A 20,567-nucleotide genomic window follows, 5' to 3' on the forward strand; every position below is an offset into this window, starting at 1 on the left:
ATACTAGAGAACGATATGTTTTTTAATACCTAAAGTGAAAATGGGACTGAAGAATCAATTATGATTCATCAGTCCCATAAATTATAGAGCCCAAAAAAGAAGAGTCGATGGACTCTTCTTTTTTGTTTATCCCTATTTTTCACGAATAACTTCAATTTTATAACCATCAGGATCCACGATGAAATAATACGAAGGTGCTGTTCCAGGTAATCCTTTAAGATCTGTTACGTTAAACCCAACTTCTTTATGACTTTCATGCAAAGCTTCTAAATCAGAAACAGCAATCGCGATATGACCGTAGCCGTCTCCCAAATTGTATGCTTCATGATCATAATTGTAGGTTAATTCTAGTTCATATCCATCGCCTGGTAATGTTAGATAAACTAACGTAAATTTACTTTCTGGAAAATCACGACGGCGGCTTTCTTCAAAACCAAATGCTGTTTGATAAAATGCAACGGATTCTTCAAGATTTTTTACACGTACACATGTGTGTGCCATTTTCATAGATAACTCATCCTTTCCTAACTACTGGTATCATCATAGCATAGTTGGAAAAAGAATTTAAGTTCTATGATTTCTAACTTGTTTCTGATTATTGAGTCCTGTAAAATAAAAGAAAGGACGAGTTGGAGGAAAATGAATGAGTAAGCCTAGTTTTGGGGAGAAGGTAGAAGGTATAGACTACCAGGCACGTTATGCTGCCTATATTATTGTAAGTCGAAACAATGGACAGGAAATGGTGCTTGTCCAGGCACCAAACGGGGCTTATTTTTTGCCGGGTGGCGAAATAGAAAACAATGAAACAAAGGAAGAAGCAATCAACAGAGAAATGATTGAAGAACTAGGGGTCGAGGTAGAAATCGGCTGGTATATTGGTGAAGCGCAGGAGTATTTTTACTCCAGACATCGCGATACATACTTTTTCAATCCCGGCTATTTTTACAGCGCCAAGTCATGGAAGAAAATAGGGGACCCTACAGAAACGACCAATCAGCTTGTTTGGCTCACACCACAAGAAGCGATTGTACAATTGAAGCGAGGAAGCCATCAGTGGGCAGTTACTGAATGGTTAAAAAAAGGAAAATGATCCATCATTACGGATTATTTTCCTTTTTCTCTTCTTTTAATTCAAAAAACATACGAAGCTTTTTATTTCAATTTCATGTTTAATGTTTTTGCAAGCTGACGATTTTCATATTTTGAATAAAAGTAGAAGCCGATAATATGGCCGATACAGGTCAGTATAATAATTGGGATGATATAGGGCTGAATAAATTGAAAGAGCGTTAGAGAATACAATAGTAAACCGCCTAATCCGCAAGAGACATTCACTAGCGTGCTGATAAGAATGTTGACTGGCGCCTTAAAAGTTGAATAATTCCATAAATAAGGATAAACGATACCAAAAGTAATACCAAATAGCGTGCCTATTCCCAGTATACGCCAGCTATCCATAATCTGAATCTGTTGATTGGGTAAAAATACAGTGGCTAGCAAGACAATCCAAACAGTAGTAACAAATGAAACCTGCATAAAATTATTTTTTAGTTCTTTTATCAAGATAATTTCTCCTTAATTTTTTTGGCGTAGTGACGACTGACAACATAGGTCTGCTCTGAATATGTATGGACTTCTAAACGTGCATATTCTCCCGTCGCAAAGGCTTTAATTTTTGTTAGGTTTAAGAGGGTGCTATTATTGATTCTCTGAAAATTTGGAAGCTCTGAATCAATAATCGCTTTTAATCTTTTTTGTATTAAATAATCTTTTTTCTCTTCAGTAAAAACTTTACAAAGGTGACCAAAAGACTCAATCCGTTCAATATCAGCTATTTTTACTAAGAGTATTCGATTATTGACAGGATTTATGACGGAAATTTGTTGCTGACTTTCAAATAACTCTCCTAATGAACGGAGTGGACGTTCATTATCAGGATGCGCATGAAGCTCAATTGTTTTCTTTGACAGCTCTTCTTTAAAAAAATAAGTGATATTCATTATCGTTCTCCTCTCTACATGCAGAATAACAAATTCTTTATTTCCTGTCTGTTGTTTTTTTTCTTGTTGCAAAAAGAAGACATCTTGTTGCATTGTTGCATAAAAAGTAAATATATTTTTTTATAGTCACTTTTCAAAAATAAAAAAACTGCTCAAACATAAAAGTCCTGTTTGAACAGTTTATACCAGATGATTGTTCTTTAGCTGCAACTACTTAAGTACATATTGATTGATTATTTGCGCAACCCCATGTTCTTCATTTGACGCAGTCTGAACATCTGCCGCTTTTTTTACAGCAGGTGTCGCATTTCCCATCGCTACACCAATACCAGCATACTCAATCATAGATAAATCATTTTCATTATCGCCAATTGCCATTATTTCTTCTTGCTGAATACCTAAATGGGCGGCAAGTTTGGCAACAGCTGCACCTTTACTTGCTTCTTTATTTAGAATCTCGTAATAAAAAGCGGCGCTCTTCACGGTTGTATACTGGTTTTTAAACGATTCAGGAAGCTTTGCAATTGCGGCATCCAAAATCTCCGGTTCATCAATCATCATCATTTTTACAGGTGACACTTGTGTCGTAATTTCTTCTGGCGTACGAAATTTAATTGGCATTCCAACAAGAGACGATTCGTGAACTGTATAGGGACTAATATCACGGTTGGGTGTGTAAATTGATTCTTCATCAATTACATGAAGATGACTTCCTACTCTTCGCGCCATTGCTTCTACAGTGATAAAATCATCACTTGTCAATCCATAGCGGGAAATAACTGTTCCTGTTTGTGTATTTTGAACAAGAGAACCATTATAAGTAATGACATAATCATTTTCCTTTAAAAGGTCAAGTTCATTTAATAAAAGCTGGACGCCTGGCAAAGGACGTCCTGTACATAAGACAATGGAAACCCCTTTATCTTCTGCTGCTTTCAACGCTTTTTTTACTTCTGGTGTTACCTCATGCTGGTCGTTTAATAAAGTTCCATCAATATCAATTGCTACTAACTTAATCGTCATTTCTTTTTGTGTCCTCCTAAGATTGCGCGTTAACTAACGCACCATTACGAATATATTGGGAAAATTCCTGATAGGTCTCCTCAAATAAATCATAGTGATTTCGAAGAGTAGGGTCAACCATTTCTTTTGGAAAGTAAAAACGCTCATCTCCTTGTTGCTGACCTGCCAGAGCAGAGACTAATTGGCTAACTTGAGAAAGCTCAATTAGTGTGCCATCTTTTTTTACAATTTCAATCTGTGTTCGATGACTTCCTTGTTCTGGACGATAAAAATCATAAGGAAGGTCGTAACTCGAATTAATCGCTGTATAATAGCGAGGATTGTAGCCTACTTTTTCAACTAATTGCTGTAATTTTTTGATAATCAGCTGATCTTCTTTTCCAGAAAACGTTGCTGATTTCAATGGTTTCCTGTTTAAAAAGCGTTTTGCTAAATCACTGAGTACAGGGTCATTTTCTTCTGTCCATTGAGTAAAATAGGTGCCTAATACCCCATCATCTAATTTTAAGTATTCATCCAAAGTAAAGGATTCTTTTAAAAAAGGAAGAAGAAGCTGTGCATTTGAATCAAATAATTCTGAATCTTCCTGATATAATTCATGTGCTCTATTTAAAAGATGCTCCAAAATAACTTCCATTCCACGAGAAACCGGATGAAAATACACCTGAACATACATTTGATAACGGCTAACAATATAATCTTCCACCGCATGCATCCCGTTCATGGCAAAAGCAATCCCTCCCTCATAAGGACGGATAACTCTGAGAATACGTGTTAAGTCAAATGTTCCATACTCGGTTCCTGTATAGTAAGCATCACGCAAAAGATAATCCATGCGATCGGCATCAATCTGACTGGAAATCATTTGGACAACTTGAGGATTCGGATACGTTTTTGTGATAACACTAGCAACTTTTTCCGGAAATCCTACTTCTACCTGATTTAAGATTTGGTAAACTTCTGTTTCTGGCGACGTGATGATTTCAACGGTAATTGCCTCATGATTTGTATGAAAAATGTGTTCAAAGGTATGCGAATATGGCCCATGTCCTACATCATGCAACAGGGCTGCGCACAAAGCGACTAATCGTTCTTGGTCATTCCAGCCGCCAATTCCCACTTTATCGAGTGAATAATTTCGTTCGAATATATCACAAATCCGACGAGTAATTTCATAAACGCCTAACGAATGAGAAAATCGACTATGTTCAGCTCCATGAAAAGTAAAAGAAGAGGTGCCTAACTGTTTTATGCGACGTAAACGTTGTACCTCTTTTGAATTTATTAAGTCCAAAATGACTTGATGCTGTACGTGAATATAATTATGCACAGGATCACGAAACACTTTTTCAATTGGTAAAGTCTGTTGTTTATAAGGTATCATCATTGGCTCTCCTTCAACAATTCATTTCGTTTCATCATTTTACTAAGATGCTTTTCAAAGCTTGCCTGTTGATTCGTTTCTTTAATAAATTTTTGGGAATCCATCCACTCAACAGCTCCGTATTGCTTTTCAAAGGCCGTGACCAAACGTATTTTTACTTCTTCTACGGTCATTGTCTGATGAAGTAAATCAGGCAGATTCATCATACTCTCTGGATTGACTGGCGGATACCCATCCAACCCAAATTGCTCTTCTAAACTGGCTTGATAAAAATTGCGCACAGCATTTCCTCGTGCCTGTTGATCTCCAGTAACACTTAAGTACATCATCACAGAAAGGCCGTTTTTAACACGTCTTTGTGCGATTCCAGCAAATTTTTTCCCATCTATACTCAAATCATAGGTGCCCGGGCAATAGGAATCTGCAATTTCATAGGCGTCAATTTTTTCATTTTGAAACGCGTCTCTCACCAGCATTAACATCCGTTCATAGCCAGCATCTATACTTTGTTTTACTCCATTTTCTTCTATTGGAAGAATTAGGGAAACATTTAATACACCCTCATCAGAAATAACACCCAAACCACCTGAATTTCGAACGACAGGCAGATAGCCCGCCTTAGTTAACGCTTCTAATCCTGCAGATAAATTGGTAACCCGTGTATCCTTCATTCCAAGAATCATTGTATCTGCTAGTTGCCAGAAGTGGAGAAGATGTCCGCCTTCTTGACTAACCGTTTCAATTAAGACATCTGTTAAGGCAAAGGGCTGAAGTGATTGTTTTTTTTCATAGATTGGCTGATCAATTACATACTCTTTCATTATCATAAGAAGCTCCTTTATAGCCAAAAATTTCATTAGTAATCAACTATCTCTTTTATTATATACGAAAAAAAGGCATTTTGCTCATTTTAGAAATGGATGGAATTCCAACTAAATGATTTTTGTTTTTCCAAAGATTGACTTTATTTGACAAAACAGGTAAAACTATGAAGAATATAAAATAGAAAGCTTTCACTTATTTATAGAAAAAGCCTATAGTAAAGGAGAAATCAATATGGATTTAACACAAGGAATGCCTGTCTCTATCCAGTTAGCGACAAAGGTCATTCAAAATAACGAAGTACAAGACTTTTATTTTGATTTAACAGGTCAAGTCGTAAAAATCGCTGACACTTTATATATCCGCTACAAAGAGATACAAGAAGACACTGGTGAAGAGGTACCTGTAACCATAAAGGTGACCCCAGATGGTCGCATTCAACTGATACGCGCTGGAGAGATGCGTATGCGATTAAAATTCGGCTATCAAGAACGACTAGAAACAAATTATCGTACTCCTTATGGCATGCTTACTATTCACACCTTCACTAAAAATTTACGTTTTAGTTTAAAGGATCGCCCTGTTTCTGGAAAGATTGTGATTGATTATGATTTGTATATGGTTGAGGACAAAATTGGTGAATATCATCTAACTCTTGATTTTACTGCGTAAAATTTGCAAGAATGAATTGATTTTTTCCATTTGTTTTTGTATGATAAGGAATAGACTGTGAAAGGACGTGTCCTGCTTGGAAATTAACGTATTTAAAGACGCCAATAAAAATGAATTATCTATGATTGAAGTAGCCCATGCAATTTTGGAACAACATGAGGATGTAATGGATTTTTCAGATTTGGTAAACCAAATCCAAACTTACTTAGAAAAAACAGATAGTGAAATTCGTGACTCTTTAGCACAATTTTACACAGACTTGAATATTGATGGAAGTTTTATTTCTCTTGGAGACAATCGTTGGGGCTTACGTTCTTGGTATGCTTTTGACTCAATTGATGAAGAAGTCAACCATGGACTTGAAGAAGAAGACGAGGATACTCCTAAACGTCGTAAACGTAAAAAAGTAAATGCCTTTATCACTGGTGATGAAGATGCAATTGACTATAATGATGATGATCCGGAAGATGCAGATTTAGTTGATGAAGACGATGATGATTTATTTGAGGATGATGATGAAGAAGAGGAAGAAATCTCAGCTTACAACACAGACTTAAAAGAAATCGGTGCAGATTCTGACGATGAAGAAGAACTTCCAGGAAGCATTGAAGAAGACTTAACAATCATTGATGATGATGACGAAGATGATGAAGAGTACGACGACGAGTTCGAAGAAGAAGAAAAATAGGCCAACTGGTCTATTTTTTTCTCCTTTAACATAAAAAAGCAAGCAAATTTATCCTTGTTGATAAACTTCGCTTGCTTTTTATCTGCTGTTTCTTAGATGAACTTTTTACAATAAGACCGCTGCTTATTTGCTAACACTTACTCACTTTTATTGCGAAATGTGTTAAAATGACAGAGAAAACGCGTCCTGAGGGAATCGAACCCCCGTCTTGAGAACCGGAATCTCAGGTGATATCCACTACACTAAGGACGCAAACACGAATATAAGTTTATCCGATATAACCAAAAAAAACAAGGGGAAGGAGCAAAAAATGAAATTTGAACAAAGTTTTTCTCAACAACAAAAGCAAACCCAAAAGCTCGCCATGACTCAGCAGCTTCAGCAATCCATTCAAATCCTTCAATTTAACACAGAAGAACTTGCTGAATTTGTCGAATCGAAATCATTAGAAAACCCGCTAATTGATTTTGTTGAGCCGAATTATAAAACAGATTATTCATCAAGCTCCACTAGCCAACGCTATGATAATGATGAAAAATTAAATTATTTGAATCAGATTCCAGATACGCATATGTCTCTTTTTGAATATCTTCTTGAACAAGTGCATCTAAATTATCGGGAGACCTATCTGCGCACACTTGTTTTATATCTGATTGAATTTATTGATTTAAATGGTTTCTTGACCATTTCTTTAGAGGATGCGGCTCTTCAGACAGGTGCAACAGATATTCAAATGCTTGACGCGCTTACTTTAATTCAACAGCTGGACCCTGCAGGAGTGGGTGCACGGAATCTTCAAGAATGTTTGATGCTTCAGACAGAACGTGACGATTTTGCACCCGCACTTGCTTACATCGTACTAGAAGAGAAATTTGATGCCCTTGCTCAAAGAAAATGGGAAGTCATTGCGAAACAATTTGATATTACTTTACAGGAGGTTCAAAAAATATTTGATTATATCCAAACGTTAACTCCGACGCCTGGAGCAATATTTGGAAATACTTCTGAATTATACGTGATTCCAGATGTAAAGGTTCAAATTGTGGATAATCAGATTTTAGTGACTTCAAATAAAAAAGGGCAGCCTGAAATTCATTTCCAGCAAAACTATTTTGATCGAATGAAGCAAGAAAATGATAAAGAAGTAAATACCTATTTGAAAGAGAAACAGCAAGAATTTGAATGGCTTCAAAAAACATTGCTGCAACGAGGAGACACCATTTTAAATGTTGCCAAGGCAATAATCGAACGCCAGCAAGAATTTTTCTTTGATACTACGCGTCCTATAAACGCATTAACTTTAAAAGAAATCTCAGAAGCGATTGGAGTACACGAATCAACTGTCAGCCGATCGGTAAATGGAAAATATTTAGAAACTAGCTTTGGTATTTTTGAACTGAAAAAATTCTTTACGAATAAATTAGGTACTAACCAGTCAGTGGATGGCGAAGAATTGTCTGCAGATAGTGTGAAACGACGAATTCAGACATTGGTAGAAGAAGAAAATAAAGCCAAACCACTTTCTGATCAGAAGCTTGTTGACTTGCTGAAAGAGGAATCTATTGATATTTCTAGAAGAACCGTAGCCAAGTACAGAGATCAATTAGGAATTGCCAGTTCATCAAAAAGAAAGCGATATGATCAGTGAATCGTATGAAGTTGAGAAATCTTTACAGATTTCTCGGCTTTTTTTGTTGAAAAAAAAATAGAAAACTGCTACACTTACTTACGTAAGGGAATGAGTTTTCTATTTTATAAATGTTTATAAAAGAAACCTTCCAAATTTTTTTAGCGTGTATGGGTCGTTTTAAGTCTATCTTGGACAAAAGATGTCCAACCAAGGAGTTTCCTATGATTAATGAATTGAAAATGATCGAAGCGATTGCTCCAGAAGTCATGGATGTACTTCAAGAAAGATTTCAAATTTTGCGGAACATCTATTGGATGCAACCAATAGGCAGACGTAGTTTGGCTGAAAGTATGGGAATGACAGAACGTGTCTTGCGTACAGAAACAGACTTGCTAAAAACCCTACAATTGATTGATACGTCCAAAAGCGGGATGACACTCACCAAAAAAGGAGAGAATATTTACCAAAATTTGGAAAAAATTATGAATCAATTACTTGGTGTCAACCAAATTGAAAAGCAACTTGCTGAATATTTTGGTATCAAACGTTGTGTTGTAGTCGCTGGTGATAGCGATGAGCAGCCAAAAGTTGTTGACGAATTTGGAGAAGCATTAAACGAAGCCCTCATGCAGTTACTTCCTGAAACCCAAAACATTATTGCGGTTATGGGAGGAACAACTATGGCGACTGTTGCTGAACATTTAACAAATTTAGAAACAGATACTCGACATAATCTTTTTGTTCCTGCAAGAGGAGGTATTGGAGAAGCCGTAACGGTTCAGGCAAATTCAATTAGTGCAATGATGGCCACAAAAGCAAAAGGAAATTATCGTGCTTTATACGTGCCAGAACAATTGAGTCTTGCTACCTATAATTCTCTTTTACAAGAGCCTTCAATTCAGGAGGTCTTAGGCTTGATTAGTCAAGCAAATTGTGTTATTCATAGTATTGGAAGAGCCTTGCATATGGCTGCCCGTCGAAAGATGACTGAAGAAGAGCTGCTTATGCTAAAGCAAAAAAATGCAGTCGCTGAATCATTTGGCTATTTCTTTGACGAAATGGGTAAAGTAGTCTATAAAGTGCCAAGAATTGGTTTAGAACTAAAAGATATCCAAGACATTCCAATTGTTATTGCCATTGCTGGCGGACATTCAAAAGCAAAAGCAATTAACGCGTATATGAAGAACGCACCTGAACAAACGTGGCTCATCACTGATGAAGCTGCTGCAAATGTGATTTTAAAAGGGGTAACCCTTTAAAATAAATATTTTTTTGATTTTCATAAGGAGGAAATCTTAAATGACAGTTAAAGTAGGTATTAATGGATTTGGACGTATCGGACGCTTAGCATTCCGTCGTATCCAAGATGTAGAAGGAATCGAAGTAGTTGCAATCAATGACTTAACAGATGCTAAAATGTTAGCACACTTGTTAAAATATGATACAACTCAAGGACGTTTCAACGGTACTGTTGAAGTTCACGAAGGTTCTTTCAATGTAAATGGTAAAGAAGTTAAAGTTCTTGCTAATCGTAACCCAGAAGAATTACCATGGGGCGAATTAGGTGTAGATATCGTTTTAGAATGTACTGGATTCTTCACTTCTAAAGCAGCTGCTGAAAAACATTTAACTGCTGGTGCAAAACGTGTTGTTATCTCAGCTCCTGGTGGAAACGATGTTCCAACAATCGTTTATAACACAAACCACGAAACATTGACTGGGAAAGAAACAGTTATTTCAGGTGCTTCATGTACTACTAACTGTTTAGCTCCTATGGCTAAAACATTGAACGACAAATTTGGCGTTGTTGAAGGATTAATGACAACTATCCACGCTTACACAGGTGACCAAATGACATTAGATGGACCTCATCCTAAAGGTGACTTCCGTCGTGCGCGTGCTGCTGCTGCAAACATCGTGCCTAACTCAACAGGTGCTGCTAAAGCAATTGGTTTAGTAATTCCTGAATTGAACGGTAAATTAGATGGCGCTGCTCAACGTGTTCCTGTTGCAACTGGTTCATTAACTGAATTAGTAACAATTCTTGACAAAAAAGTAACTGTTGAAGAAATCAACGAAGCTATGAAAGAAGCAGCTAACGAATCTTACGGATACAATACAGACGAAATCGTTTCTTCAGATATCGTTGGTATGACTTTCGGTTCATTATTCGATGCTACTCAAACAAGAGTAATGACTGTTGGCGATCAACAATTAGTGAAAACTGTTGCTTGGTATGACAACGAAATGTCTTACACTGCACAATTAGTTCGTACTTTAGAATACTTCGCAAATCTATAAGATTTATTCGACTGAAAAGTGTAAAACAAAACACTGTACAATCTAAAAGCGGGGAAGCGACGCGCTTCTCCGCTTTTTTTGATAAAAACTTTAATTGGAGGCAACCTTTCATGGCTAAAATGACTGTAAAAGATATCGATTTAAAAGATAAAAAAGTACTTGTCCGTGTTGATTTTAACGTTCCATTGAAAGATGGCGTGATCACTGATGATACACGTATTAAAGCGGCATTACCAACGATTAACTATGTATTAGAACAAGGCGGAAAAGCAATCTTGTTCTCACACTTAGGTCGTGTAAAAACTGAGGAAGACAAAGCTGGCAAATCTCTAGCTCCCGTTGCAAAACGTTTAGGCGAATTGTTAGGAAAAGACGTAACCTTTGTCCCTGAAACACGTGGCGAAAAATTAGAAGCGGCTATCAATGAAATGAAAGATGGCGACGTTGTTGTTTTTGAAAATACTCGTTTTGAAGATATTGATGGAAAAAAAGAAAGCAAAAATGATGCTGACCTAGGTAAATACTGGGCTTCATTAGGCGATGTCTTTGTAAATGATGCATTTGGTACCGCACACCGTGCACATGCTTCTAACGTAGGTATTGCTTCTACTGGCATCCCAACAGTTGCAGGCTTCTTAATGGAAAAAGAAATTAAATTTATCGGTGAAGCAGTTGAAGAACCAAAACGTCCAATGATTGCTATCTTAGGTGGCGCAAAAGTTTCTGATAAAATTGGGGTAATCGAAAATCTAATTCCTAAAGCAGACAAAATTCTTATCGGCGGCGGAATGACTTATACATTCTATAAAGCCAAAGGAATGGAAATCGGAAATTCTTTAGTTGAAGCAGATAAAGTTGAATTAGCAAAATCTTTAATTGAAAAAGCTGGCGACAAGCTTGTATTGCCTGTAGATTCAATTACTGCTGCTGAATTCTCTAATGATGTTCCTACTGAAGAGCATGCAGGAGATGTTCCTACAGGACAAATGGGTCTTGATATTGGACCTGAAACTATTGCATTGTTCTCTGAAACATTAAAAGGAGCGAAAACAGTTGTCTGGAATGGCCCTATGGGTGTATTCGAAATGAGTAATTTTGCTCGCGGAACTATTGGCGTTTGCGAAGCGATTGCCAACCTTGAAGATGCAACAACAATCATTGGTGGTGGAGATTCTGCTGCTGCTGCTGAACAGTTAGGCTTTGCTTCTAAATTTACACACATCTCAACTGGTGGCGGTGCAAGTTTGGAATTATTAGAAGGTAAAGAATTACCTGGTTTAGCTGCAATTAACGATAAATAATCAACGAAGTTCGTGCGGAGCACAGACTTCTCAACTATTAAGGAGTGAATCATTCATGCGTAAACCAATTATCGCTGGTAACTGGAAAATGAATAAAACTGCTTCTGAAGCAAAAGCATTTGCTGAAGCAGTAAAAACAAAAATTCCTGGAAATGACAAAGTGGATTCAGTGATTGGATCACCTGCATTATTTTTACAAGAATTAGTTGAATCTGCAAAAGGGACTGAATTAAAAATTTCAGCTCAAAACTGCTACTGGGAAAACTCCGGTGCTTATACTGGTGAAACTTCTCCAGCAGCGCTTGCTGACTTAGGAGTTGACTATGTCATTATTGGTCACTCTGAACGTCGCGAATATTTCCATGAAACAGATGCAGACATCAACAAGAAAGCAAAAGCAATTTTTGCAAATGGCATGATTCCAATCTTCTGTTGTGGTGAATCTTTAGAAACTTACGAAGCTGGAAAAACAGCAGAATGGATTGAAAGTCAAATCACAAACGGTCTAGTTGATTTAACAGACGGTCAAGTTTCTTCAATGGTGATTGCTTACGAACCTATTTGGGCAATTGGAACTGGTAAATCAGCAGATGCTACAATTGCAGATGAAATCTGTGGAGTTGTTCGTTCAACTGTTGAAAAATTATACGGTAAAGAAGTTTCAGAAGCTGTCCGCATTCAATACGGCGGTTCTGTAAAACCTGAGAATATTGCTGAATACATGGCAAAAGAAAATGTAGATGGCGCCTTAGTTGGTGGAGCTAGTCTAGAAGCTGACTCATTCCTAGCATTATTAGATGCAGTAAAATAAGCTTTTTTGAAAAACTTATGAAAATAAGCAGGAAACATTTGCACTCTGGTTCAAAATTAACTAAAATTGTTCATAAGGGGAGAAATCCCTTAGGATAAAAACAAACTCAAAGGAGAGACAAAACATGTCAATTATTACTGATGTTTACGCTCGCGAAGTCTTGGACTCACGCGGTAACCCAACAATCGAAGTAGAAGTATACACTGAAAGCGGTGCTTTTGGTCGTGGAATGGTTCCTTCAGGAGCTTCAACTGGTGAATATGAAGCCGTTGAATTACGTGATGGAGACAAAGGTCGTTACTTAGGTAAAGGTGTTACTAAAGCCGTAGATAACGTAAACAACATTATTGCAGAAGCTATCATTGGCTACGATGTTCGTGACCAAATGGGAATTGACAAAGCAATGATTGAATTAGACGGAACTCCTAACAAGGGTAAATTAGGTGCCAACGCAATTCTAGGTGTATCAATTGCAGCCGCTCGTGCAGCAGCAGATTATCTTGAAGTACCTTTATACCATTACTTAGGCGGATTCAATACAAAAGTATTGCCAACTCCAATGATGAATATTATCAATGGTGGTTCACATGCTGACAACAGTATCGACTTCCAAGAATTTATGATTATGCCTGTAGGCGCGCCTACATTCAAAGAAGCACTACGTATGGGTGCAGAAGTGTTCCACGCGTTAGCTGCAATCTTAAAAGCAAAAGGTTTAGCTACTTCAGTTGGGGATGAAGGTGGTTTCGCTCCTAACTTAGGTTCAAACGAAGAAGGTTTTGAAGTAATCATCGAAGCAATTGAAAAAGCTGGCTATGTACCTGGTAAAGACGTTGTTCTTGCTATGGATGCCGCTTCTTCAGAATTCTACGATAAAGAAAAAGGTGTTTACGTATTAGCTGATTCTGGCGAAGGCGAAAAAACAACTGAAGAAATGATCGCTTTCTACGAAGAATTAGTTGCAAAATACCCAATCATCTCTATTGAAGATGGACTAGATGAAAACGACTGGGATGGATTCAAGAAATTGACTGAAGTTCTAGGTGACAAAGTTCAATTAGTTGGTGATGATTTATTCGTTACAAACACAACTAAATTAGCTGAAGGTATTGAAAAAGGAATCGCAAACTCAATCCTAATCAAAGTTAACCAAATCGGTACTTTGACTGAAACATTTGAAGCAATTGAAATGGCGAAAGAAGCTGGCTACACTGCAGTTGTTTCTCACCGTTCAGGTGAAACAGAAGATTCAACAATCTCTGATATTGCTGTTGCAACAAATGCTGGACAAATCAAAACTGGTTCTCTATCACGTACTGACCGTATTGCAAAATACAACCAATTACTACGTATCGAAGACCAACTTGGTGAAGTTGCTCAATACAAAGGATTGAAATCTTTCTACAACCTAAAAAACAAATAATTTCTGTCTAAAAGGATAGAAATAAGAAAGCCTGATTAATATTCCTATTAGTCAGGCTTTCTGACGAGTGAACATAATTTGTATGATTTTTCACTTATCTTTCTATTCCTGTTCATTTGTAGACTGAGAGCGCATTTTCCTACCTCTCAGTCTATTTTTGCGAATATAGATAGTACATACGCTGGAACTATCACCGTTTATTACTCAACTAAGAAAGAAGGAATTTATTCGTGGACAAGTATCAAAAAAAGGTTTTATTATCAACATCAGCAGGAATTAGCTTAGAAAACATGGATATTATGTTTCTTTCTTTTTCACTTTCATCAATCATCGCTTCATTTGGTATTTCTAGCGCGCAAGCCGGATTCATTTCTACCATTACAAACCTCGGAATGCTTGTTGGAGGGATCATCTTTGGGATTTTGGCAGACAAATATGGTCGAGTAAAAATATTTTCTTACACTGTCATTTTATTTTCACTTGCATCTGCACTTATGTTTTTTGCCGAAAATATTTATTTGGTCTATTTGTTCCGATTTATTGCAGGAATAGGAGCTGGTGGGGAGTATGGTGCCTGCATGTCCCTTATCTCAGAAACATTCTCTAAAAAGCATTTAGGAAAAGCGACTTCTGTTGCTGGGATTGGCGCTCAGGTGGGAGCAATTATGGCAGCAGTCCTTGCTTCACTAATTATTCCTGTTTTAGGCTGGAAAATGCTTTACGTAATTGGCGTATTTCCAGTTATTTTGGTACTGTTCATCAGAAAAGGGTTAAAAGAACCTAAAGCCTTTACTGAAGCTGCAGAAAATGAGTCTGCCGGAAAATTTTCCTTATTATTTAAAGATAAAAAGACAAGCTGGCAAACAGTGGGGCTATCTTTAATGGTAACCGTTCAAATTGCAGGGTACTTTGGACTAATGAACTGGCTGCCCTCTATTATGCAAAAACAATTAGGCTTATCCGTGTCTGGCTCTTCTTTATGGATGATTAGTACAATCCTTGGAATGTCTCTAGGAATGTTTACCTTTGGAACGATTATGGATAAATTAGGTCCGCGACTTTCCTATACGATTTTTCTTATTTTCTCAGCCTTATCTGTCTTTCTAATTGTATTGGCAGACAGCAAATGGACATTGTTAGCTGCAGCCGTTATTGTTGGTTACTTCATTAACGGAATGTATGGAGGCTACGGAGCCATTATTAGTCGGTTATATCCCACTGAAATTCGATCAACAGCAAACAACTTCATTATGAACGTGGGTCGTGCAATAGGTGGATTTTCTTCAGTAGTAATAGGGTTTCTAATGGATCGTTATACACTGATGTTTGTCATTATTTTTCTATCAATTATCTATCTATTTAGTTTGTGCATTCTTTATACAATGCCAAGCGTAGCAAAGCTACATCAAAAAGACATACTGTAAAAATAGAGAGGGCGGGACATAACTATCTAAGTTATAGCCCACCCTCGTTCTTAATAAAGTGTGGAAACGGAAGCAACTCACCTACGAGTGGGGGGGACTCATCTCCACTTCGTTTCGCTCTCATCATCTTCTACGCATGGATACATGCTTGAGTTGAACAGTTCTGTCCCGACCACAAAAATAGGCAAAACACTTGCTTGTTTTTGTGGTCTCTTTCGTGACCTGTCGCTCATGAATAAATATTTGTAGTTTTTGTCATTCCTTGTTAAAATAGAGATGCATTTATTTCAAAAAAGGAGCGTATAAAATATGGATGGTAGTAAACTAAATGGCCACGTCGCCACAGAAGAATCATTAACTGAAAATGGCTATCGTAAGTATTCTGGTGAGGGAATTGATATCTATTATAATAAAGACGTATGTATACATGCGGGGAAGTGCGTGAAGGGAAATTCGGAGGTCTATGAGGTTGGGCGCCGCCCTTGGATTATTGCAGATAATGCTTCTACCGATGAAAATGTACGAATCGTTAATACATGCCCGAGTGGCGCCTTGAAGTATATTCGAAAGGATGGAAAGTAAACATGGAAATTAAAGAAGAAAAAAATCGCTTTGTTCTATTAAATGATGAATCAGCGGAAATTGGTGAAATGACTTGGTCTGATGCTGGAGAAGAAATCATGATTATTGATCATACTTTTGTTGATCCCACTTATCGCGGACAAAAACTTGCTGAAAAGCTTGTATTAGCAGGTGTTGAAAAAGCACGTCGAGAAAACAAAAAAATTGTTCCGCTCTGCCCATTTGCTAAAAAAGAGTTTGATCAAAAATCAGAATATGCAGATGTTCTTAGAAAATAACTTTGTCAAAATTGAGAGTATAAGGTGATAACCATCTTATCTCTCTTTTTTACTTCTACACCAAAAAGAAGACTAAAGAACCATCAATTACCAAGCGGGTTTGAATCAAAGACGTTTCATCTATTTATGAAAGTTCCTATTAACTGAAACTTTCACTAGATATCTCATCTATTCTGTGATACATTAAAATAGATGAATTTTCGTAAAAAAGGAGGTTTCTGTTACGTGAACTTGTATAATCTTATTTTAGGCGCGGTAATCGTCTTGTCTGTTTTATTAATTATTGTAATTATGATGCAGCCAAGTAAACAAAATAGTGCTGCTAGTGCTTTCACAGGCGGAGCAGACCAGTTATTTGGGAAACAAAAAGCACGCGGTTTTGAAGCCGTTATGCAAAGAGCTACAGCTGTGATGGGTGTGCTTTGGTTAGCTTTATTATTTGCACTGGCTTATCTATCTTCTCACTAAACAATTACACGGTTACTGTAGGATTTATTTCCTGTGGTAACCTTTTTATTTTGTCGAAAAAAAGCACCGGTCGAAAGTTCATACACAATCTATGGTAGAATGGTAATTGAGAGGTGAGTTTTATGAAACAACAAATCAATTTACCAAAACCGCTTTTTGCGCCTCACGGCAAACGAGCAGTTTTATTACTTCATGCCTATTCTGGCAGTTCAAATGATGTGCGCATGATGAGTCGCTACTTGGAAAATGCTGATTACAGTGTTTATTCGCCTATTTTTTCTGGGCATGGCACGTTAAATCCCTTAGATATTTTAAAACAAGAGAAGTATAAATGGTGGGAGGATACTACAGAAGCACTTGCTTTTTTAAAGGAACAAGGATACACCCAAATTGCTGTCTTTGGTTTGTCTATGGGCGGTATTTATGCGATGAAGGCATTGGAGACACAGGACCCAGCCATTATTGGCGGCGGCTTATTCTGCTCACCAATATTTCCTGAAAACAACAATGTACTTCCTAATTTTATGCTCTATGCAAGACAAGTTCTTCAAATTGCGGGTACCCCTACTGTTGAGTTGGAATCAAAATTGTCTGAATTCAAGCCATTAGTAGAAAACCAGCTTGCTGCTATTCAAGAGACTGCACAACAAACAGCCAACCAGTTATCAGCCATTCAGAATCCAGTATTTTTAGCACAAGCTGGTCAAGATGAAATGATTGATGCAACGAGTGTCTTTAAGACGGCTCACGCACTAAAAAATAGTCGATTCACTCTTCAGTGGTACCCCAACAGTACACACGTAATCACCGTTGGAAAAGATCGACGACAATTACAGCAGGACGTATTAAATTATTTAAACGACTTGCCTTGGAATGAGGAAAAAGAATGAATCAAGAAACAATCATAAAGAAAGTCCTATTTTTTATGGAAAGCAGTCAAAAAAAATCGTTTTCCATGGAACAAATAGCAGAGGCGTTAGGCCTCCAAAAAAGTGAAGACTTTAAAAAACTAGTTCAGGCAGTTGCCGCTATGGAACGAGCTGGACAAATAGAATTTAATAAAAAAGGCAAAATAAAACAGCCGCTTTCTCCCGCTTTGGTGGAAGGAACCTTTCGAGCAAATGAGCGTGGTTTTGGGTTTGTCACAATTGACCCCGAGGAAGATGATGTGTATATCCCTAAAGAATCAACTGGATTTGCAATGGATGGAGATATCGTTGCCATTGATATTTTAAAAACATCTGATCCATTTTCAGATAAAGGCGCAGAAGGAAAGGTTGTAGAAGTAAGACAACGGAAACTTACTCAAATCGCAGGTGAATTTGTCGCCTATTCTGAAGAAGAAGTAGCAGAAACAGACTTATATGGTGTGGTCTTACCAAAAGATAAAAAAATTGGCAACTTCAAAGTCTATGCGGTTGCTGAGGGGGTTAAACCCGTAGATGGCAGTATTGTTATCATCGAAATCACCCATTATCCTGAAAATGGGTATTCCTCTAGTTTAGAAGGAATAATCAAGCAGGTCATTGGTCATAAAAACGACCCAGGAATGGATATTTTATCTGTGATTGTGGCTAATGGAATTCCTACCCGCTTTCCAGATGACGTCCTCGCAGAAGCGGACAGTGTTCCTGATGAAATTCAGGCATCTGATTTAATTGGTCGAAGAGATTTACGTGATCAGTTAATTGTGACGATTGATGGAGAGGATGCCAAAGATTTAGATGATGCGGTGACAGTTAGAAGGCTGCCTAATGGGAACTATTTCCTTGGTGTCCATATTGCAGATGTCTCTTATTATGTTACAGAAGAAAGCCAACTAAATCGTGAAGCGTTTGAACGCGGCACAAGTGTTTATTTAACCGATAGAGTCATTCCTATGATCCCGCAAAGGCTCTCAAATGGTATCTGTTCTTTAAACCCACGCGTCCCTCGTCTCACGATGAGTTGTGAAATGGAAATTGATTCTTCAGGCACCATTGTCTCACATGAGATTTTCCAAAGCGTCATCCAAACGACTGAACGTATGACCTATACAGCAATCAATGAGATTTTGGAAGAGAACAATCCTGAAACAATCACTCGCTACGAAAAACTAGTGCCAATGTTCCGGGAAATGGGACAACTTCATCAGATCTTAGAAAATATGCGTATCAACCGCGGTGCTGTTTCATTTGAAGATCGTGAAGCGAAAATTTTAGTGGATCCTGATGGGCATCCCGTAGATATCTTGCTTAGAAGCCGTGGAATCGGAGAGCGATTAATTGAATCCTTTATGTTAGCTGCTAATGAGACTGTTGCTGAACATTTTACGAAACGTAAATATCCGTTTATTTATCGAATTCATGAACAACCAAAAGAAGAAAAAATGCAACGTTTCTTCGACTTTGCTGCAGCTCTAGGAATTATCGTTCGTGGAACGAAAGGAACCATTACGCCAAAAGATTTGCAAAGAGTGGTTGAAGATGTCGAAGGTAAGCCGGAATCTGCTGTAATCAACACCATGCTTTTACGAAGTATGCAACAGGCGAAATATTCAGAAACAAACTATGGGCATTATGGACTTGCTGCAGAATATTATACTCATTTTACTTCACCTATTCGTCGTTATCCAGATTTAATTGTTCACCGATTAATTCGCTCTTATAGTGAAGATTCAAGTGAAAAAAATCAAGAAAAGTGGGCAGAAGCTCTACCGGAAATTGCTGAACACAGCTCCAAAATGGAACGTCGTGCTGTAGAAGCAGAGCGTGAGGTAGATTCTCTCAAAAAAGCAGAATTTATGGCGGACAAGGTCGGAGAAGAGTTTGATGGAATTATCAGTTCCGTAGTCAAATTTGGCTTATTTATTGAATTGCCAAATACTGTAGAAGGACTTATCCACATTAATGAATTAAAACAAGACTATTTCCATTTTCTAGAAAATCATCTTGCGTTGGTGGGAGAGCGGACAGGATTAACCTTTAAAATTGGACAAAAAGTTCGAATTAAAGTAGTAAAATCCGATCCTGAAACACGGGAGATTGATTTTGAATTGCTAGAAGCAGAAGAAATTCCAGCGATGCAGCCGCCTAAAAAGGAAAAGCGGAGGAACCAACCCGATGATCGTCGTTCCCGCCAGTCAAAGCAAAAATCTGCAAATCCAAGTTATCGTAAAAAGAAACAAAAAACAAAAGGATCTTCTTCAGGAAAAGGGAAAAAACCATTTTATAAAGGAGTCGCCAAAAAAGGAAAGAAAAAGAAAAAATAACTATTGAAAGGGGAGGTTTCTATGCCAAAAGGCGAAGGAAAATTAATCGCCCAAAATAAAAAAGCGCGCCACGACTATGCTGTGCTCGATACAATGGAAGCGGGTATGGTATTACAAGGGACTGAAATCAAATCAATCAGAAATTCGCGCATTAACTTAAAAGATGGGTTCGTACGTGTTAGAAATGGAGAAGCTTTTCTCTACAATGTACACATCAGTCCTTATGAACAAGGAAATATCTTCAATCATGATCCACTGCGCACTCGAAAACTTTTATTACACAAAAAGCAAATCGCACGATTAGTTGGGGAAACCAAGAATACAGGTATCACAATTGTTCCTCTAAAAGTGTATATTCGTGACGGATATGCGAAAGTATTAATCGGGATTGCAAAAGGGAAAAAACAATATGATAAGCGAGAAGATTTAAAACGCAAAGATGTGGATCGACAAATTAGCCGAACCTTAAAAAGCTTTTCTAGATAGTACAAATATACTTTTTCACATATT

At 37.5% G+C, this 20,567-nt stretch carries 22 protein-coding genes and 1 tRNA gene; 16 read left to right on the forward strand and 7 right to left on the reverse strand.

The annotated features are described in order from the left end of the window. Positions 1-132: 132 nt before the first annotated feature. Positions 133-507 (reverse strand): lactoylglutathione lyase, encoded by a 375-nt coding sequence (gene gloA, locus I589_RS05025; RefSeq protein WP_010769203.1) that lies wholly within the window; start codon positions 505-507, stop codon positions 133-135. A 136-nt stretch (positions 508-643) separates the two neighbouring features. Between gloA and I589_RS05030 the strand changes: the two genes are divergently transcribed. Next, positions 644-1,090 carry an NUDIX hydrolase gene (locus I589_RS05030; RefSeq protein ID WP_010769202.1) on the forward strand — a complete coding sequence of 149 codons (447 nt, stop codon included), beginning with the start codon at positions 644-646 and terminating at the stop codon, positions 1,088-1,090. Between the two features lie 62 nt (positions 1,091-1,152). Here I589_RS05030 and I589_RS05035 read toward each other — a convergent pair whose 3' ends face one another. The 5 genes from I589_RS05035 to I589_RS05055 form a co-directional block, all read right to left on the reverse strand. After that, positions 1,153-1,563: a hypothetical protein gene (locus I589_RS05035; protein WP_010769201.1), complete on the reverse strand. Its 411-nt coding sequence runs from the start codon at positions 1,561-1,563 to the stop codon at positions 1,153-1,155. Beyond that, entirely contained in the window at positions 1,560-2,000 is a 441-nt protein-coding gene (locus I589_RS05040; protein WP_010769200.1) for a LytTR family DNA-binding domain-containing protein, read from the reverse strand. The genes I589_RS05035 and I589_RS05040 overlap by 4 nt, the downstream gene beginning before the upstream one ends. A gap of 210 nt (positions 2,001-2,210) precedes the next feature. Then, positions 2,211-3,023, reverse strand: a complete 813-nt coding sequence (gene yidA / locus I589_RS05045) for a sugar-phosphatase (RefSeq protein ID WP_010769199.1) — start codon at positions 3,021-3,023, stop codon at positions 2,211-2,213. A gap of 16 nt (positions 3,024-3,039) precedes the next feature. After that, positions 3,040-4,410, reverse strand: coding sequence for an HD domain-containing protein (locus I589_RS05050; RefSeq protein WP_010769198.1), 1,371 nt, complete (start codon positions 4,408-4,410; stop codon positions 3,040-3,042). After that, positions 4,407-5,234 carry a lipoate--protein ligase family protein gene (locus I589_RS05055; protein WP_010769197.1) on the reverse strand — a complete coding sequence of 276 codons (828 nt, stop codon included), beginning with the start codon at positions 5,232-5,234 and terminating at the stop codon, positions 4,407-4,409. The genes I589_RS05050 and I589_RS05055 overlap by 4 nt, the downstream gene beginning before the upstream one ends. Positions 5,235-5,463: 229 nt before the next feature. Here I589_RS05055 and I589_RS05060 point away from each other — a divergent pair, with 229 nt between their 5' ends. Then, complete coding sequence (locus I589_RS05060) at positions 5,464-5,901, forward strand: YwiB family protein (RefSeq protein ID WP_010769196.1); 438 nt, start codon at positions 5,464-5,466, stop codon at positions 5,899-5,901. 76 nt (positions 5,902-5,977) lie between these two features. Further along, positions 5,978-6,589, forward strand: a complete 612-nt coding sequence (gene rpoE / locus I589_RS05065) for a DNA-directed RNA polymerase subunit delta (RefSeq protein WP_010769195.1) — start codon at positions 5,978-5,980, stop codon at positions 6,587-6,589. A 180-nt stretch (positions 6,590-6,769) separates the two neighbouring features. On the opposite strand, the gene I589_RS05070 is transcribed toward rpoE, so the two are convergent. Continuing rightward, positions 6,770-6,841 (reverse strand) — tRNA-Arg (locus I589_RS05070). A 58-nt stretch (positions 6,842-6,899) separates the two neighbouring features. On the opposite strand from I589_RS05070, the gene rpoN reads away from it, so the two are divergent. The 13 genes from rpoN to smpB all read left to right on the forward strand — a co-directional run bounded on the left by rpoN (position 6,900) and on the right by smpB (position 20,543). Continuing rightward, positions 6,900-8,237, forward strand: a complete 1,338-nt coding sequence (gene rpoN / locus I589_RS05075) for an RNA polymerase factor sigma-54 (RefSeq protein WP_010769194.1) — start codon at positions 6,900-6,902, stop codon at positions 8,235-8,237. 203 nt (positions 8,238-8,440) lie between these two features. Continuing rightward, positions 8,441-9,478: a sugar-binding transcriptional regulator gene (locus I589_RS05080; protein WP_010769193.1), complete on the forward strand. Its 1,038-nt coding sequence runs from the start codon at positions 8,441-8,443 to the stop codon at positions 9,476-9,478. A gap of 40 nt (positions 9,479-9,518) precedes the next feature. Continuing rightward, positions 9,519-10,520 (forward strand): type I glyceraldehyde-3-phosphate dehydrogenase, encoded by a 1,002-nt coding sequence (gene gap / locus I589_RS05085; protein WP_010769192.1) that lies wholly within the window; start codon positions 9,519-9,521, stop codon positions 10,518-10,520. Between the two features lie 110 nt (positions 10,521-10,630). Continuing rightward, positions 10,631-11,821 carry a phosphoglycerate kinase gene (locus I589_RS05090; RefSeq protein WP_010769191.1) on the forward strand — a complete coding sequence of 397 codons (1,191 nt, stop codon included), beginning with the start codon at positions 10,631-10,633 and terminating at the stop codon, positions 11,819-11,821. A gap of 55 nt (positions 11,822-11,876) precedes the next feature. Next, a complete protein-coding gene (gene tpiA / locus I589_RS05095; RefSeq protein WP_010769190.1) occupies positions 11,877-12,632 on the forward strand; it encodes a triose-phosphate isomerase in 756 nt (251 codons plus the stop codon). Between the two features lie 124 nt (positions 12,633-12,756). Further along, a complete protein-coding gene (gene eno / locus I589_RS05100) occupies positions 12,757-14,055 on the forward strand; it encodes a phosphopyruvate hydratase (protein ID WP_010769189.1) in 1,299 nt (432 codons plus the stop codon). 230 nt (positions 14,056-14,285) lie between these two features. Next, positions 14,286-15,479, forward strand: coding sequence for an MFS transporter (locus I589_RS05105; protein WP_010769188.1), 1,194 nt, complete (start codon positions 14,286-14,288; stop codon positions 15,477-15,479). A gap of 309 nt (positions 15,480-15,788) precedes the next feature. Continuing rightward, positions 15,789-16,061, forward strand: a complete 273-nt coding sequence (locus tag I589_RS05110; protein WP_010769187.1) for a (4Fe-4S)-binding protein — start codon at positions 15,789-15,791, stop codon at positions 16,059-16,061. A 2-nt stretch (positions 16,062-16,063) separates the two neighbouring features. Further along, a complete protein-coding gene (locus I589_RS05115; protein WP_010769186.1) occupies positions 16,064-16,339 on the forward strand; it encodes a GNAT family N-acetyltransferase in 276 nt (91 codons plus the stop codon). Positions 16,340-16,570: 231 nt separating this feature from the next. After that, positions 16,571-16,807: a preprotein translocase subunit SecG gene (secG, locus tag I589_RS05120; protein ID WP_034684698.1), complete on the forward strand. Its 237-nt coding sequence runs from the start codon at positions 16,571-16,573 to the stop codon at positions 16,805-16,807. A 122-nt stretch (positions 16,808-16,929) separates the two neighbouring features. Continuing rightward, positions 16,930-17,697 (forward strand): alpha/beta hydrolase, encoded by a 768-nt coding sequence (locus tag I589_RS05125; protein ID WP_010769184.1) that lies wholly within the window; start codon positions 16,930-16,932, stop codon positions 17,695-17,697. After that, positions 17,694-20,057, forward strand: coding sequence for a ribonuclease R (rnr, locus tag I589_RS05130; RefSeq protein WP_010769183.1), 2,364 nt, complete (start codon positions 17,694-17,696; stop codon positions 20,055-20,057). The genes I589_RS05125 and rnr overlap by 4 nt, the downstream gene beginning before the upstream one ends. 21 nt (positions 20,058-20,078) lie before the next feature. Then, positions 20,079-20,543 (forward strand): SsrA-binding protein SmpB, encoded by a 465-nt coding sequence (smpB, locus tag I589_RS05135; RefSeq protein WP_010769182.1) that lies wholly within the window; start codon positions 20,079-20,081, stop codon positions 20,541-20,543. The last annotated feature ends 24 nt before the right edge of the window (positions 20,544-20,567 follow it).

Origin of the sequence: Enterococcus phoeniculicola ATCC BAA-412 (assembly GCF_000407505.1) — a bacterium.
Classification (GTDB): Bacteria; Bacillota; Bacilli; order Lactobacillales; family Enterococcaceae; genus Enterococcus_K; species Enterococcus_K phoeniculicola.